Origin of the sequence: Streptomyces sp. AK02-01A (assembly GCF_033795305.1) — a bacterium.
GTDB lineage: Bacteria > Actinomycetota > Actinomycetes > Streptomycetales > Streptomycetaceae > Streptomyces.
Genome location: NZ_JARBAE010000015.1, coordinates 52,482 through 68,988, shown reverse-complemented (window position 1 = coordinate 68,988; position 16,507 = coordinate 52,482). Strand labels below are relative to the sequence as shown.

Annotated in this window: 11 protein-coding genes; 5 read left to right on the top strand and 6 right to left on the bottom strand. The window is 71.4% G+C overall.

Features of this window, described 5'->3' with window-relative positions:
* Nucleotides 1–91 precede the first annotated feature (91 nt).
* From PV679_RS16570 to PV679_RS16555, 4 genes are all read right to left on the bottom strand, one after another.
* On the bottom strand, nucleotides 92–1,279 hold the full coding sequence (locus PV679_RS16570) for a VWA domain-containing protein (protein WP_319681016.1): 1,188 nt from the start codon (nucleotides 1,277–1,279) through the stop codon (nucleotides 92–94).
* Nucleotides 1,276–3,699 (bottom strand): DUF5682 family protein, encoded by a 2,424-nt coding sequence (locus tag PV679_RS16565; protein WP_319681015.1) that lies wholly within the window; start codon nucleotides 3,697–3,699, stop codon nucleotides 1,276–1,278. Before PV679_RS16565 ends, PV679_RS16570 begins: the two co-directional genes overlap by 4 nt.
* Complete coding sequence (locus PV679_RS16560; RefSeq protein ID WP_319681014.1) at nucleotides 3,696–4,817, bottom strand: AAA family ATPase; 1,122 nt, start codon at nucleotides 4,815–4,817, stop codon at nucleotides 3,696–3,698. The genes PV679_RS16565 and PV679_RS16560 overlap by 4 nt, the downstream gene beginning before the upstream one ends.
* Before the next feature lie 122 nt (nucleotides 4,818–4,939).
* Entirely contained in the window at nucleotides 4,940–5,395 is a 456-nt protein-coding gene (locus PV679_RS16555) for an MmpS family transport accessory protein (RefSeq protein WP_319681013.1), read from the bottom strand.
* Nucleotides 5,396–5,526: 131 nt separating this feature from the next.
* Between PV679_RS16555 and PV679_RS16550 the strand changes: the two genes are divergently transcribed.
* Both PV679_RS16550 and PV679_RS16545 read left to right on the top strand, forming a co-directional pair.
* On the top strand, nucleotides 5,527–6,867 hold the full coding sequence (locus tag PV679_RS16550) for an SWIM zinc finger family protein (RefSeq protein WP_319681012.1): 1,341 nt from the start codon (nucleotides 5,527–5,529) through the stop codon (nucleotides 6,865–6,867).
* A gap of 26 nt (nucleotides 6,868–6,893) precedes the next feature.
* Nucleotides 6,894–8,525 (top strand): DUF5691 domain-containing protein, encoded by a 1,632-nt coding sequence (locus tag PV679_RS16545; RefSeq protein WP_319681011.1) that lies wholly within the window; start codon nucleotides 6,894–6,896, stop codon nucleotides 8,523–8,525.
* 60 nt (nucleotides 8,526–8,585) lie between these two features.
* On the opposite strand, the gene PV679_RS16540 is transcribed toward PV679_RS16545, so the two are convergent.
* Complete coding sequence (locus tag PV679_RS16540; protein WP_319681010.1) at nucleotides 8,586–8,999, bottom strand: cobalamin B12-binding domain-containing protein; 414 nt, start codon at nucleotides 8,997–8,999, stop codon at nucleotides 8,586–8,588.
* A 379-nt stretch (nucleotides 9,000–9,378) separates the two neighbouring features.
* Here PV679_RS16540 and PV679_RS16535 point away from each other — a divergent pair, with 379 nt between their 5' ends.
* Complete coding sequence (locus tag PV679_RS16535) at nucleotides 9,379–10,299, top strand: esterase/lipase family protein (protein WP_319681009.1); 921 nt, start codon at nucleotides 9,379–9,381, stop codon at nucleotides 10,297–10,299.
* A gap of 255 nt (nucleotides 10,300–10,554) precedes the next feature.
* Nucleotides 10,555–12,237 carry a M23 family metallopeptidase gene (locus tag PV679_RS16530; RefSeq protein ID WP_319681008.1) on the top strand — a complete coding sequence of 561 codons (1,683 nt, stop codon included), beginning with the start codon at nucleotides 10,555–10,557 and terminating at the stop codon, nucleotides 12,235–12,237.
* A gap of 85 nt (nucleotides 12,238–12,322) precedes the next feature.
* Here the strand turns inward: PV679_RS16530 and pcrA are convergent, their stop codons facing one another.
* Nucleotides 12,323–14,827: a DNA helicase PcrA gene (gene pcrA / locus PV679_RS16525; RefSeq protein ID WP_319681007.1), complete on the bottom strand. Its 2,505-nt coding sequence runs from the start codon at nucleotides 14,825–14,827 to the stop codon at nucleotides 12,323–12,325.
* Between the two features lie 479 nt (nucleotides 14,828–15,306).
* Here pcrA and PV679_RS16520 point away from each other — a divergent pair, with 479 nt between their 5' ends.
* Nucleotides 15,307–16,449 (top strand): NlpC/P60 family protein, encoded by a 1,143-nt coding sequence (locus tag PV679_RS16520; protein ID WP_319681006.1) that lies wholly within the window; start codon nucleotides 15,307–15,309, stop codon nucleotides 16,447–16,449.
* The last annotated feature ends 58 nt before the right edge of the window (nucleotides 16,450–16,507 follow it).

The following is a 16,507-nucleotide window of genomic DNA, read 5'->3' as shown; positions in this document are numbered from 1 at the left end:
AGAGCGGTGCGATCCGTCGCCGATCGGGTGCCGACCGCGCCGCGGCCGGTGCCCGCGCCACCCGGACCGGTCCCGTGCCACTCACCCATTATTACCGGGCGGCCGCCGTGTCCGGTATGGGAAGAGGACGCTTCTCGATCGCGGCCGCCATCACCTCCGGAAACAGATCGGGCGTGCAGGCGAACGCCGGTGCGCCCAGTGCCGCGAGGGCCGCCGCGTGCTCGCGGTCATAGGCGGGCGCTCCCTCGTCGGACAGCGCGAGCAGCGCCACGAAACGCACGCCCGAGGCCCGCATCGCCGCGACCCGCTTGAGCATGCCGTCGCGTATGCCGCCCTCGTACAGATCGCTGATCAGTACGACCACGGTGTCGGCGGGCCGGGTGATCCGGGACTGGCAGTAGGCGAGCGCGCGATTGATGTCCGTACCGCCGCCGAGCTGGGTGCCGAAGAGGACATCGACCGGATCGTCGAGCTGGTCGGTGAGGTCGACGACCGCGGTGTCGAAGACGACGAGCCGGGTGGCGATGGAGCGCATGGACGCGAGGACCGCGCCGAAGACGGACGCGTAGACGACCGACGCGGCCATCGACCCGGACTGGTCAATGCAGAGGACGACCTCCTTCTTCACCGACTGCGAGGCCCTGCCGTATCCGATGAGCCGCTCGGGCACCACCGTGCCGTGTTCCGGGAGGTAGTTCTTGAGATTGGCCCGGATCGTACGATCCCAGTCGATGTCCCGGTGGCGCGGCCGGCTGATCCGCGCGGACCGGTCGAGCGCGCCGGTCAGAGTGGCCCGGGTGCGGGTGGCGAGCCGCTTCTCGATGTCCTGGACAACTCCGCGCACGACGGCACGCGCCGTCTCCCTGGTCGTCTCCGGCATCACCTTGTTGAGCGAGAGCAGCGTGCCGACGAGATGGACGTCCGCCTCGACCGCCTCCAGCATCTCCGGCTCCAGCAGAAGTGCGGAGAGCCCGAGCCGGTCGATCGCGTCGCGCTGCATGACCTGGACGACGGAGCTGGGGAAGTATGTACGGATGTCTCCGAGCCAGCGCGCGACGGACGGCGCGGACGCGCCGAGCCCGGCGGAGCGGCCTGACGAACCCGCCGAACCCGCCGCCTTGCCGGAGCCGTAGAGGGCGGACAGCGCGCCGTCCATCGCCGCGTCCGTACCGGAGAGCGCGCATCCCGTCCCGTCGGCGCTCTCACCACCGAGCACCATCCGCCAGCGGCGCAGCCGCTCGTCCGTGCCTCGGGTCCGGTCCGTCCCGTCCGTACTCATCCCGTCACTCCCATCTGGTCGTCGTCGCCGGTGCGGTCGTCGCCGGTGCGGTCGTCACCCGGGGCGGTCACACCGGTACCGAGCAGCAGCCGGAGCACCGGCAGCACGGCGTCCGCCCGCGTCTCGTCGAGGCCGGGGCCGAAGCCGGGCGCGGCGGCCCCGGAGTCCACCGGTCCACCGGCGGCGGGCCCGCGCCTGACCAGCTCGCCCAGCGTGCGGCGCACACCGGGCTCATACGCGGAGAAGGTGCGGCGCAGCAGTGGCAGCACATCCGTGAAGGCGTCACCGGAGACGCTGGTCAGCCACGCGTCGACGAGGCCGAGGAGGCGCTCGTCGTGGAGCAGGAGCATCCCTCCGCCGGACGCCCCGCCGATGAAACCCTCGATCCAGGCCGCGGCGTCGGCCGGCGGTGTGCCGGGAGACAGCGCGAGCCCCATGAACCGCGCGGCCTCGTCCTCCGCCAGCCGGCCGCCGTCCAGCAGCAGCCGTGCGGCCCGCCCGCGCAGCACTCCGGGCACGGTGTCCCGCTCCGCCAGTGTGTGCAGCACGGCTTCCCAGCGTCCGCCCAGATCCCGGCCGCCGTCCGGAAGAAGACCGATCGCGGTGTGGACGCTGTCGAGGTGTCCCCGCATCTCGGCGGCGCCGTCCGGGTCGAGCCCGGCGCACGCGGGTGGCAGGCCGACGCAGATCCGCTCGGCGAGCCCGGCCGCGACGTCGCCCAGCGCCTCGGTGTCCGTGGACCGTACGTCTCCGTACCGCAGCGAGCGGGCCAGCGCGGGCAGCGCCTGTGCGAGGTGACCGACGTCGGCGTCGAGCGCGGCCCGGTCGGCGAGGGCCCGCATCACCACCGGCAGAGCGTCGGGCAGACCGGCCAGGAGACAGCGCTCGGCCAGCGCCGTGACCTCCGCGAGCGCGGTCGCCGACACGGCTCCGGACTCGGCCTTCGCGGTGGCGGCGGAGAGCACGGTCGTGCCCCAGACTCCGGCCTCCGCGATCCGGACGGACAACTCGGGCTCCCAGCGCAGCCGCCAGCTCTCCCGGAAGGTGCCGGTGCTCGCCCGGCCGTGGGCCGGCTCGCCCCAGCCGATGCCGAGCAGCCGCAGCCGGTGCAGAAGCCTGCTGCGCTCGCCGTCGGACTCCTTTCTGAGATCGAGGTCCAGCTCGCGCTCCAGCGCCTCGGGCTTGAGGCGCAGTGAGCGCTGCGCGCGGGTGAGATCGCGCTGCAGCGGCACGGCGGGCGCCGAGTCCGGCACCTCACCGAGGACATCGCCGACGACCAGCCGGTCCCTGATGAGCCCGAGAGGCACATCGGATCCCTCGCACATCACGGCCCGGACGGCGTCGGTGGTCTCGCTGAGACCGGCCAGCGGACGGCCGCGCATCACGGCGAGCGTCTCGGCGAGCCGTACCGCTTCGATGACATGCGCGGAGGAGACGATCCGGTCCTCCTCCCGCAGCAGGCCCGCGACCTTGGTCAGCCAGCGCTCCACGGGACGGTCGGGCGCGCCGAAGAGATGTCCGTACCAGCCGGGCGATTCGATCCCTGCTCCATAACCGCTGTGCCGGGCCAGCCTGCGGTGCGTCCAGGGCACCCAGGTCATTTCGATCCTGGCCCTGGGCAGTCCTCTCAGCAGCGCGCGGTCGGCGGCGACGGTGGTCTTCCTCGCCAGCGCGGGCACATGCCAGGCACCGCAGACGACGGCGACGCCGTCGTCACCGAACTCCTTGCGGGCGCCGCGAAGCTGGAGCCGCATATGGGCCTCACGGGCGAGATCCCGCCGGTCTCCGCCGTCGTCGTATCCCTTGCCTTCCGCGCCTTCCTCGCGCAGTGCGCCCATCACCTCGGCGACCGCCTCGAACGGCGCGAACGGGTCGCCGGCGCGGCCCGCTCCCCGGTGCTCGACGACGTCCTCCCACCAGCGCTCGGGGTCGTCGTATCCGGCGGCCTCGGCGAGAACGGAGAGCGGGTCGGTCCGCACTTCGCCGGCCTCGGGCCCGCTCTCTTTCTCGTCCGGCGCGGTGAGCGCGGGCGAGTGCGCGGCGGGCAGATCGATGAACCGCGCCGGTACGTCATGTGCCAGCGCCCAGCGGAGCGCGACCCACTCCGGAGAGAACTCGGCCAGCGGCCAGAACGCCGCCCGTACCGGGTCGTCGACCGCATGCGCGAGAAGCGCGACGGGCGGCCGCATCGCCTCGTCGGCCGCGAGGGCCAGCAACGCGTCGGCCTCGGGCGGGCCTTCGATCAGCACGGTCCGTGGCGCGGCGGCGTCGAGCGCGGCCCGCACGGCGCGCGCGGATCCCGGCCCATGGTGCCGCACTCCCAGCAGCAGCGGTCCCGGTCGCGAAGCCCCGGCGCCGGACGCGCCGCCCGGGACGCCGGCGGCGGTCCGGAGAGCCTCCGGCGCGGACGCCGGGGTCATGCGCTCACCTCTCGGCAGGCACGGTAGAAGTCCTTCCAGCCGTCCCGCTCACGGATGACCGTCTCGACATACTCCTGCCAGATCACCCGGTCGGCGGCCGGATCGCGGACGACCGCGCCGAGGATGCCCGCGGCCATGTCGCCCGGTCGCAGCACGCCGTCGCCGAAGTGGGCCGCGAGCGCCAGGCCGTTGGTGACGACCGAGATCGCCTCGGCCGTGGAGAGCGTCCCCGACGGGGACTTGAGCTTCGTACGGCCGTCGGTCGTGACACCGTCGCGCAGTTCGCGGAAGACCGTGACGACCCGTCGGATCTCGTCGATGCCCTCGGGACCGGACGGCAGGTCGAGCGAACGGCCCATCTGGGCGACGCGCCGGGAGACGATGTCGACCTCGGCCTCGGCGGTGGCCGGGAGCGGCAGCACCACCGTGTTGAAACGCCGGCGCAGCGCGCTCGACAGGTCGTTGACCCCGCGGTCGCGGTCATTGGCCGTGGCGATCAGATTGAATCCGCGGACGGCCTGCACCTCCTGTCCCAGCTCGGGCACCGGCAGTGTCTTCTCGGACAGGATCGTGATGAGCGAGTCCTGCACATCGGCGGGGATACGGGTGAGCTCCTCGACCCGCGCGGTCATGCCCTCGGACATGGCGCGCATCACCGGGCTCGGGACCAGCGCGTCGCGGCTGGGGCCGTGGGCCAGCAGCCGCGCGTAGTTCCAGCCGTAGCGGATCGCTTCCTCCGGCGTACCGGCCGTGCCCTGCACCAGCAGGGTCGAGTCACCGCTGACGGCCGCCGCGAGATGTTCGGAGACCCAGGTCTTGGCGGTGCCGGGCACGCCGAGCAGCAGCAGCGCCCGGTCGGTGGCGAGTGTGGTGACCGCGACTTCGACGATCCGCCGCGGTCCCACGTACTTCGGCGTGATCACCGTCCCGTCGGGCAGCGTGCCCCCGAGCAGATAGGTGGCCACGGCCCAGGGCGACAGCCGCCACTTGACGGGCCGCGGCCGGTCGTCCGCCGCGGCCAGGGCCGTGAGCTCGTCGGCGAACGCGTCCTCGGCATGCGGGCGCAGGACCTCGCCGCCGGTGACCGCGGCGGTCTCGGTGGTTTCGGGCACGGACATGGATCCCCCTCCAGATCGATCGACCGGATGTGGGTCCCACCGTGCACCACGCCACTGACAATCGGCCGTCGCCGCAGCTCAGGAGGTGAATCCTGGCGCTGGGGAGGCTGGTTGAGGAGCGGTTACTTCACGATCGGTGAGACGGCGATACAGCCGCCTCCCGCGGCCAGGCCCTCGCCCGACGCCTCCTTGATGACGTCACCCTTATAAATGATCTTGCAGTTGACCTCGGTGCCTGCCGGGTCCACGGCGATCGGCGTGACGACCGGCGGCATGATCCCGCGCAGCGTGACCGTCCGCTTCCACGGCAGCGTGGGCTTCTCGACCGTTTCGATCTTGGGGTTCATGGCGTCACCGCCGCCCGCGTGGAAGTCGATCGAGTCGATGTTCTTGCCGGTGACCTCGTACGTGACCTCGTACGTTTCGTTGATCACCTTGTCGACCTCTTCGCCGACCGCCTCGTCGATCTCTTCATTGACGGCCTTGTCGACCCGTTCGGCGGCGGAGCAGGCGCCCAGGCCGAACGCGAGACACGCGACGGCGACGGCGCCGACGGATGCGCGGATGGTGCGGTTCATCGGTGATCCCCCGGATCCAAGACGTCTGAAGCTCGCAGCCCATCGCAAAGGCGAGGCAAAGTCAAGCCGTCGGACTCCGCTGAATCCGCAGGTCAACGAGATTGTCAGTGGTGGCCCCTAACGTCGGCCGCATGAATCAACCGGGGGTGCGCTGGACAACGGAACAGGTGCTGGCTCTGGCTCCTGACGCCGCCTCACGCAAGGCGGGCGGCAGACTGAGCACGGCCGGGCCGTGGTCGGACACGGGCAGCAGCGGCGCGGGAGCCGTGTGGGGCCTGTGCGAAGGCAGCGGCAGCAGGCCGTATCAGACGGTGGTGGACGTCACGGGCCCCGCCTACCAGTGCAGTTGCCCGAGCCGGAAGTTCCCGTGCAAGCACGCGCTGGGGCTGCTGCTGCTCTGGGCGGCGGACGAGACGGCGACGGAGCGCGCCGAAGCGCCCGACTGGGCCGGTGAATGGCTCGAAGGACGCCGGAAGCGGAGCGAGGCGAGCCCCGGCGGGAGCGGGTCCGGGAAAACGGCCGACCCGGAAGCCGCCAGACGCAGGGCGGAGCGCAGGGCCGCGCGGATCTCGGCGGGCGCCATGGAGCTGGAGCAGCGGCTGACGGATCTGCTGCGGGGCGGGCTGGCCGCGGCGGAGCGGTCCGGATACGGCCCCTGGGAGGAGACGGCCGCCCGGATGATCGACGCCCAGGCACCGGGACTGGCCGGGCGGGCACGGGAGTTGGGCGCCATCCCGGGCTCGGGTCCGGGATGGCCGGTGCGGCTGCTGGAGGAGTCCGCGCTGCTGCATCTGCTGAATTCTGGCTGGCAGCGGCTCGACCGTTTGCCGGAGCCGCTGGCGGCGACGGTCCGCACCCGGGTCGGCCTGCCGTCGCCGGCCGGCGGTCCGCCGGTCCGCGACCACTGGCTGGTCCTCGCTCAGTACGACTCGTCGGAAGGCAAGCTCATCACCCGCCGTATCCGGCTGTACGGCAGGGACACCGGGCGCTCGGCGCTGGTGCTGTCCTTCGGAGCGGCCGGCCGGACGCCTCAACTGGCGTTGCCGGTGGGCGCGATGATCGAGGCCGAGGTCACACCGCACGAGGGCGCGGGACAGCTACGGGCCGAGTGGGGCGAGCAGTTCGGCCCGCCGGCTCCGATCCGTACACCACCGCCCGGCGGATCCACGGCCGCGGCGGTCGATGCCTACGGCTCCGCGCTGCGGGACGATCCCTGGCTGGATTCCTGGCCGGTGACGCTGTCCCGGGTCATACCGGTGCCGGAGGCGGACGGCGGCTGGCAACTGGCCGACGCCGACGGCGGATCCGCACTGCCCGTCGCGCCCTCCGCCCTCTCATATCCCGGGCCCTGGAAGCTCGCCGCGCTGTCCGGCGGCGGCCCGGTCACGGTCTTCGGCGAGTGCGGCCACCGCGGCTTCCATCCGCTCGCGGCCTGGTCCGAGGACATCCCGGGGACAGTTCCGCTCACCTGACCGCGTCTGCGTTTTCGGAGGCCCAGATGGCCAGCACCATCAGCATCACCAGGAGCACGCCCTGGGAAGAGCTTGTCACCTCGGCGCTGCTCGGCACGGACCGCCGTGCCCCGGCGGCGGAGGTCATGGCGCCCGGCAAGGACGCGCCCGTCGCTCTGCTGGACGCCGCGGCGCTGCACACCGTACGGCGCAGAGCGGGCCTGCTCCCGGCGCGCGCCGCCGAGCGTCCCGAGCCCGCGTCCCACGACGGCCGCGCGCCGCTGCCCGAGCCGGCCCGCAGAAGGCTCGCGCTGTTGCTCGCGGACCGGTCGGCGCCGTCGGGCGGCGGCGGCCGGCGCGGTACGGCACCGGACCTCACCGAGCTGCTGCCGCAGTGGCTCGCCGCCGCCAATGAACACGGCTACCGCGCGCCCGCGCCTCTCCTGCCCGCGCTGCTCGACGCGGCCCGCGCGCGCACCGATCTGCGTCCGGGCGCCCTGAGGTTCGCCGGACCGCGCGGGCTCTGGCTCGCCCGGCTGAATCCGGAGTGGAAGTTCGCGCTGCGGAGCGCGCCGGGCGGCTCCGTCGTGCCGGACCCGGCGGACACCGGGGCCGTCCGGCTGCTCTGGGAGGAGGGCCTGTTCGCCGAGCGGGTCACCCTGCTCTCCGCCGTACGGGCCAGGGACGGGCGGGCCGCGCTGGAGCTGCTGGCCTCGACCTGGTCCACCGAGCGGGCCGAGGACCGGCTGATGTTCCTCGACTCGCTGCGTACGGGACTGTCCGGGGCGGACGAGCCGTTCCTGGAGCGGGCCCTGTCGGACCGCAGCCGCAATGTCCGGTCCACCGCCGCCGAACTGCTCTCCGCGCTGCCGCTGTCGGCTCTCGCGGGACGGATGGCGGCCCGTGCGGCGACCTGTGTGAGCCTGGACCGTACGGGCGGCCGGCAGGCCGTCGTGGTCGAGGCGCCGCACGAGTGCGACGCCGACATGCAGCGTGACGGCGTGGTCGCGGCCCCGCCCACCGGACGCGGCGAACGGTCCTGGTGGCTGGGCCAGTTGGTGGAGGCCGCCCCGCTGTCCGTCTGGCCGGCCAGGCTTGGCGGCCGGACACCGGAGGAGATCGTCGCACTGCCCGTCCTGGACGACTGGGCGGACGAGTTGCATGCCGCGTGGTGCCGGGCGGCCGTCCGGGACGCGCGCTGGTCCGCCGCCCTGCTGGGCCCGCCGGGCACATCCCCGTCCGCCGGTCCCGGCACATCGTCCCTCGCCGAACGCGCCAAGCTGCTCGCCACGCTGCCCGCCGCCGAACGGAGCGACTGGGTGGCCGCGTTCATAGCCGCCCACGGCCTGTCGGAGGCGTTCCAGCTCCTCGGCGTCTGCGCCGTGCCCTGGGCAGAGCCGCTCGGCCGCGCTGTCGTGGACGCGCTCGACATAGCCCGCGACGCCGGCAGCTACCCCTGGAGCTTCAGCGGTGTCATGGGCCTCGCCGAACGGTGCCTCGATCCCGCGGAAGCGAGCCGGCTGGAACTCCTCACGGCGACCCCCGACGAACCGGAGGGCGCCTCACCCGGCGCGGGCGGCTACTGGTCGGAGGCGTTCCAGCGGCTGGTCTCCACGCTGCGCCTGCGCGCGCGGATGCTGGCGGAACTGGCGGAATCGCCGGAACCGGCCGGACGGTAGAGCCGCCCGGCCGGCAAGCGGAGACGGCCGGGGCACACCAGGGTCCCGGCGCCGGCCGGGTCAGGCACCGGCCGGCTGGCGGACATGGGCGTTGACCCAGCTCACGATGGATGTCGTCGTCGCACCCGGCGTGAAGATCTCCGCCACGCCCTTCTCCTTGAGCGGAGCGATGTCCGCCTCCGGGATGATGCCGCCGCCGAAGACCTTGATGTCCTGCGCGTCGCGCTCCTTCAGCAGCTCGATCACCTTCGCGAAGAGCGTGTTGTGCGCGCCGGAGAGGATGGACAGACCGATCGCGTCGGCGTCCTCCTGGATCGCGGTGTCCACGATCTGCTCGGGAGTCTGATGGAGTCCGGTGTAGATGACCTCCATACCCGCGTCGCGCAGTGCGCGCGCGATCACCTTGGCCCCGCGATCGTGGCCGTCGAGACCCGGCTTGGCCACCACCACACGGATCGGACCGGTCACACCCATCACTGCCTCCACATACCGACTGCGCCGTCATTGGCACGGGTCCCCGCGCCCGCCATGGCCCGGAGAGGTGAACGAACGTTATCTACAGCATCCCGCACCCTCCCGTTTCGGGGAGGTCGGCGAGGGGGAAATCACACGTGGGACATGTTCGCTTTGCGCCGTTCCGAATGTCCGGCATCCCTGCCGGACGGGAGCGGCCGCAAGGGGAGCCGCACAGGGAGCCGCCTCACCGGCACCGTGCCGCCAGCCGCGTGACGCGGTGGCACCGCCGGTACGCCGGCTCCGGCTCGTCGGCACGGTCCGGCGCGGTCACCGGCGGCGCCCCATGAGGGCACGCGGAGGTCAGAGCCGCCCGCCGGGTGCCGTTCGGAGGTCGGCCATGGATGTACTGCCGCTCTTTCCGTCGCTTCTGCGCTGCGTGAGCCGCGTACCCCAGGCCACGCTTCCCGAGTCACTGCTCCGGGCCGCCTCTCTCCCCGTCGCCCTCGTCAGGGCCACCGCGATCGATCTGGCGATCCTCGCCGGTCATCTCTTCCTCTATCCGGCGGGAATCGGTCAGGAGCGCCGCGATCCCGACCTGCCACCGGAGGCCTCACAGCTCCCGACCGAGGGCCGCTCCCGTCCGCCTGTCGTCCTGCTCCATGGCTTCGTGGACAACCGCTCCGTCTTCGTCCTGCTCCGCCGCTCGCTGGCCCGGCACGGCTGGCGCCATCTCATCTCCCTCAACTACTCGCCGCTGACCTGCGACATCCGTACCGCCGCCGCGCTGCTGGACCGGCACATCGAGGAGATCTGCGCCCGCACCGGTCACCGTCAGGTGGATGTCGTCGGACACAGCCTCGGCGGCCTGATCGCGCGCTATTACGTGCAGCGCCTGGGCGGCGACAGCCGGATCCGCACCCTGGTCACTCTCGGCACCCCGCACGAGGGCACGGCCTTCGCACCGCTCGCCAGCGCCCACCCCGTCGTACGGCAGATGCGGCCCGGATCGGCCCTGATCGAGGAGCTGCGGCTGCCGGCGCCCGGCTGCCGTACGCGGTTCGTGAGCTTCTGGAGCGATCTGGACCAGCTCATGAGCCCGGTCGCGGCCGCGTGTATCGAGCATCCGGATCTCCTCACCCAGAACGTACGGGTGAGCGGCGTCGGCCATCTCGCCCTGACCGTCCACCCGGCGGTCGCGGCCGGCATCCGGCAGATCCTTGAGGACGGCCTCGACGACGGTCTTGAGGGCGCTCTCGGCAGCGGACTCAAGGCCGGCGAGAGCACTCCGGATTCCGACGGGACCTTCTCCGTCGCCTGACCGGGACCCGGCCGTCCGGACGGCCGCTCCACCAGCACATTGCTCGAACACGTTTCGAACGTAGGGCCAAAGCTGTGCCCGCAGTCCGCCGAAACACGGCCGAATGCCCGTTTCCCCGGACCCTAAAACCTGCCGAAGATTGTCGCCGTCGCATACCGCCGGGTACAGTCGCGGCCACTGCTTTCCCTCTGGGGTCCTCCTGCGAAGGACCGGACCTCAGACCCTGGTTCTGCTGCCGAGGCGAGAGAGAAGTTGGTGAACGACCAGCACGCCCACGCCGGGTACGCCGCATATGACGGCTACCAGAACGGCAGCTACGAGACAGACCCTCTCTTCGGCAACCTTTCCGGTGCTCCGGGCGGTTACGGAGACCCGCAGGCTCAGAGCGGGCAGTACGACTCCGCACAGTGGGGCACCGGAGCCCACCAGACGGCCGGATACGACGCGTACGCCACGCCGCAGTACGACACGAGCGGCCAGTGGGCCACCGTCACCGCCGACGCCGGCTATCAGCAGCCGGTGGACATACGGGGCCAGGCCGAGCCCGACGCCACCGCCCAGTGGGACGCGAACGCCTGGAACCAGGCGGATCCGCTGAACGGGACCGGCCAGACAGCGTTCGACGCCACCGGATTCGCTTACGGCGTGTCGGGCCAGATGACCGCCGCGCAGGCCGCACAGTTCGAGACCGCGCAGTTCGACGCCGGACAACTCCAGAGCGCGCCGTTCGCGTATGAGCCGACCGCTCAGTGGATGGCGCCCACGTTCGACACCGGCGCGTACGACGCCACCGCCTGGAACACCGCCGGTACGGTGCGGACCGGGCCACAGGACACGGTCCTCGTGGAAGCCGTCGTGCCGGAGCAGTACCACCCCGAGACCCCGTACGAGGCGGACAGCCAGTACGGCGCCGACAACCAGTACACCCCGCACGAGCAGCACGAACCGGCAAGACAGTACGACGCCGCCGGTCAGTACGCCCCCGAGGGACAGTACGAGCAGGACGGCCCGTACGACACCGACGCCGAACACGGCGCTCAGGAGCAGGAGTCCGGCGACGGACCGGACGCGGAGGCGGACCGCGAATCCGGCCCCGGACCCGATCCGGTGCATATGGCCGCGACCATGACCGCACCGGCCATCAATGTCACACCGCAGCCCGTGCGCCGGGCCGGCGGCAGCGGAAACGGCGGCCGTGGCCGCCGCCGTACGCCCGCCAAGCGCTCCGCACTGCTGACCGTCGCCGTTCCCTCCGCGTGTGTGATGGGCGTCGCCGGTATCGCCGCCGCCTCCGTCGGTGGACTCGCCGGCGGCGAGGAGCAGGACGACACGACCACCACGGCGTCGGCCGCCGATCCCGGCTCCGTGAAACCCGTCGCCGCCAACAACAAGCTGGACACCCAGCTCGCCGCGCTCAGCGCCGACGCCCGTGACTTCGGTGACCGCGCCAGCCGTACCCAGGAGCGCATCGACCTCAAGGCCCGGCAGGAGGCCGAGAAGAAGAGGCGCGCGGACGAAGCGGCGCGCAAGGAGGCCCTGCGGCCCAAGTTCGCCCTGCCCGTCGCGCAACACGGACTCAGCGCCTTCTACGGCCAGGCCGGTGTCAACTGGATGTCCGTGCACACCGGGATCGACTTTCCCGTCTCGTACGGCACACCGGTGATGGCCGCGACCGACGGCACCGTGCGCACCCAGTGGAACAGCGCCTACGGCAACATGGCCATCGTGACCTCTCCCGACGGCACCGAGACCTGGTACTGCCATCTCAGCAGCACCAAGATCCGCTCCGGCACGGTCAAGGCCGGCGAGGTCATCGCCTACTCCGGGAACTCGGGCAACTCCACCGGCCCGCACCTGCACTTCGAGGTGCGCCCCGGAGGCGGCTCCGCGATAGACCCGCTGCCCTGGCTCCGCAGCCACGGCCTCAACCCGTCGTAACACCCACACACGAAACGCCCGTACACGGCGGCGGCCCTCTCCTCGCTGAATCCCGGAGAGGGCCGCCGCCGTGTACGGGCCCGGTCTACAGCTTCTCCACCGGCGCGTACCGCAGCAGCAGCCGCTTGGGCTTGGTGTCTCCGAAGTCGACCGTCGCCTGGGCGTCGGCGCCCGTCCCCGTCACCGCCGTCACCGTGCCCAGTCCGAACTGGTCATGTGTGACACGGTCTCCCACCACCAGTGAGATCACCGGCTTGTCGGTGGTGCGCCGGGTGGCGAAGCCCGAGGGGCCGCCGCCGGACCTCGACCGCGAGGACGTCGAGGACAGTGAGGACGCGATCGCGGACGTCGGGCCCGCCGGGATCTGCGCGCCGGTCCGCTTCCACTCCAGGTGGTGTCCCGGGATCTCCTCCAGGAAGCGCGACGGCGGATTGTACGAGGGCTGGCCCCAGGCGCTCCGCATCGACGACCGCGTCAGATAGAGCCGTTCACGGGCGCGCGTGATGCCGACATACGCCAGGCGCCGCTCCTCCTCCAGCTCCTTCGTCTGGCCGAGGGCGCGCATGTGCGGGAAGACGCCGTCCTCCATGCCTGTCAGGAACACCACCGGGAACTCAAGGCCCTTCGCGGTGTGCAGCGTCATCAGCGTGATGACACCGGAGCCTTCCTCGTCCTCGTCGGGAATCTGGTCGGAGTCGGCGACGAGCGCCACCTTCTCCAGGAACTCGGCGAGAGTGCCGGTCGTGGCGGCGGCAGCCGCGCCGCCGTCGCCGCCCGGAGCGCCGTCGGCCTGGCCCTGCTCCTGGCCGCGCTCCTGCTCGAACTCCAGTGCCACCGAGGCGAGTTCCTGGAGGTTCTCGATTCGCGTCTCGTCCTGCGGGTCCGTGGAGGACTGCAACTCCGCGAGATAGCCGGTCCGTTCGAGCACGGCCTCCAGGACCGTCGCCGGCCCGGCGCCCGACTCGACGACCGTACGCAACTCCTCCATCAGCGTGTTGAAGCGCTTGACGGCATTGGCGGAGCGGGCCGCCATGCCGTACGCCTCGTCGACCCGCCGCAGCGCCTGCGGGAAGGTGATCTTCTCCCGCAGCGCGAGAGCGTCGATCATCGCCTCCGCGCGGTCTCCGATCCCGCGCTTGGGAACATTGAGGATCCGGCGCAGCGGGACGTTGTCCTCCGGGTTGGCCAGCACGCGCAGATAGGCCAGCACATCGCGGACCTCCTTGCGCTCGTAGAAGCGGACTCCGCCGACCACCTTGTACGGCAGCCCGACCCGGATGAAGATCTCTTCGAAGACACGGGACTGTGCGTTCGTACGGTAGAAGACCGCGACATCGCCCGCCTTGGACTCGCGCGCGTCCGTCAGCCGGTCGATCTCGTCGGCGACGAACTGCGCCTCGTCGTGCTCGGTGTCCGCGACAAAACCGGTGATCTGCGCGCCGGCTCCGGCCTTGGTCCACAGATTCTTCGGACGGCGGCTCTCGTTGCGCTCGATGACCGCGTTGGCCGCGCTGAGGATCGTCTGCGTGGAGCGGTAGTTCTGCTCCAGCAGGATCGTCGTCGCGCTCGGATAGTCCTCCTCGAACTGAAGGATGTTACGGATCGTCGCGCCCCGGAAGGCATAGATCGACTGGTCGGCGTCGCCGACGACACACAGCTCGGCCGGGTCGTGGTCCTCGCCGGCGGGGCCCACCAGCTCACGTACGAGCGTGTACTGGGCGTGGTTGGTGTCCTGGTACTCGTCCACCAGGACATGCCGGAAGCGCCGCCGGTAATGCTCGGCCACGTCCGGGAACGCCTGGAGCAGATGGACGGTGGTCATGATGATGTCGTCGAAGTCCAGGGCATTGGCCTCGCGCAGCCGCGCCTGGTACATCCGGTACGCCTCGGCGAGCGTCTTCTCGAAGCCGTCGGCCGCCTGGTCGGCGAACGCCTCCTCGTCGATCAGCTCGTTCTTCAGATTCGAGACCTTGGCGCTGAAGGACTTGGGCGGATAGCGCTTGGGATCGAGGTCCAGATCGCGGCAGACCAGGGCCATCAGGCGCTTGGAGTCGGCGGCGTCGTAGATGGAGAACGACGACGTGAAGCCCAGCCGTTTGGACTCGCGCCGCAGGATCCGTACGCAGGCACTGTGGAAGGTCATCACCCACATGGCGGCCGCGCGCGGGCCGACGAGCTGCTCGACGCGCTCCTTCATCTCACCCGCGGCCTTGTTGGTGAAGGTGATCGCCAGTATCTGACCGGGATGCACACCTCGGGTGCCCAGCAGATGCGCGATCCGGTGGGTCAGCACACGGGTCTTGCCGGATCCGGCCCCGGCCACGATGAGCAGCGGCGATCCGATGTGCACGACGGCGGCGCGCTGCTCGTCGTTCAGCCCTTCGAGCAGCGCGGCCGGGTCCACCACGGTGCGCGGAGCGCCGTCGCGGTGGTACGGATCCCGCGCCGGAGGCGCGTCGAAGGCCCCCTGGAACAGGTCGTCGGGCACCTGCTCCGGGGCATGGTCGCCATCGTCCTCGGGCGGCGGCGGGTGCTCGTCACCGGAGGGCTGGAGGTCCGCCAGGAAACTGTCGTCAAAGAGGCTGCTCATCGCTGTCCGAGTCTAGGCCCTGTCCGGTCGGCCTTTGTGGGCCCGGAACGCCTTGCCCGGCACCTCGCCGCACTGTCGGAGTCGTCCATGTATATCCAGTACGCGCACGATCCTCCGCCTTGCGACGCATCGCACCAGCCACCCCGGGCCGATCCGCGAAGGCCGACCGGACAGCCCCTCGACCGCCGGACCGACAGCCCGCGGCAGTGTCCGGCATTCTCCGGCGGACGGCGGCCTCGCGATCACTCACCGTGACACCGAGCCTCTCCATACCCGCCTCCGAACAGCACAAGCACAAAGGTCACGAAAATGTATCGGGCATATCGGCCATCGACCTTCACACCAGCACCACCGTTTGGTTAGCGTGCTCGACCAGGCAGCCCGAACCCCCGACGGCGAACCACGCCAAGCGGGCTGCCCACGCCGAATCCGGGCCTTCCGTGCGGAGGTCCGGCGCCGGCGGGGTCCCACGGAAGGAGATGCCCGCCTTGGCGTCGCATCGCAGAACGCGCAGCCGTACCGGAATACGCACCGGCTCCCCCGCCGTCGGGATCACGACAGCCGCTCTCGCCTCGGTCACCCTGCTCTCGGCAGGCAGCGCGAACGCCGCGCCCGTGGAGCCGAGGCCGTCCGTCGAAGAGGTACAGAAGAAGGTCGACGATCTGTACCGCCAGGCCGGTGGCGCGACGCAGCAGTACAACAAGGCGAAAGAGGCCACGGAGAAGCAGCGGCGCACGGTCGACCGCGCGCTGCGGGATGTCGCCGAGCGGGCGGACAGGCTGAACGAGGCCCGCCGTACGCTCGGCACCTACGCGGCCGCGCAGTACCGGGAAGGAGCGGTCACGCCGACCGCCGCGCTGATATTCGCGGACAGCCCGCAGTCGTACTTCGACCAGACCCAGTTGATGGACCGGCTGGGCGACCGTCAGCTCAGAGCCGTCGCCGACTTCCAGTCGCAGCAGGCCGCCGCCGGCAAGAAGCGCGCCGAGGCGGCGAAGAGCCTGGAGTCGCTCACCGCCTCGCAGGCCGCGCTGCGGACCAGCAAGCAGGACGTCCAGCGGAAGCTCGGCGCCGCGCGCACGCTGCTGTCGCAGCTCACCGCGGAGGAGAAGGCCAGGCTGGCGGCGCTGGAGCGCAGGAAGGAAGACGAGGCGCGCCGAAAGGCGGAGGCGAGGGCCGAGGCCGAGGAGCGGGCCAAGGCGGAGACGGAGCGACAGGCCCAGGCGCCGTCGGCGGGCACCGGGACCGGCTCGGCCGGCTCCGGCAGCTACTCCGCCAAGGCCGCCAAGGTGCTGGCATTCGCCCGCTCCCAGATCGGCAAGCCGTATGTCTGGGGAGCGACAGGCCCCAGCTCGTACGACTGCTCGGGCCTCACGCAGGCCGCCTGGAAGGAAGCGGGCGTGGAACTGCCGCGTACCACCTGGGACCAGGTGAAGGCCGGCAGCCGCGTCGCCACCGAGGATCTGCTCCCCGGCGATCTGGTCTTCTTCTACGACGACATCAGCCATGTCGGCATCTACATCGGCGACGGCATGATGATCCACGCTCCCAAACCGGGCGCGAGCGTCCGCGAGGAGTCCATCTACTACATGCCGATCTACGGCAGCGTCCGCCCGGCCTGACCGGTGGCGGGCCGGTAACGGCCCGTCCCGTCCGGCGAACCCTCGCGGGGCCGGCGTC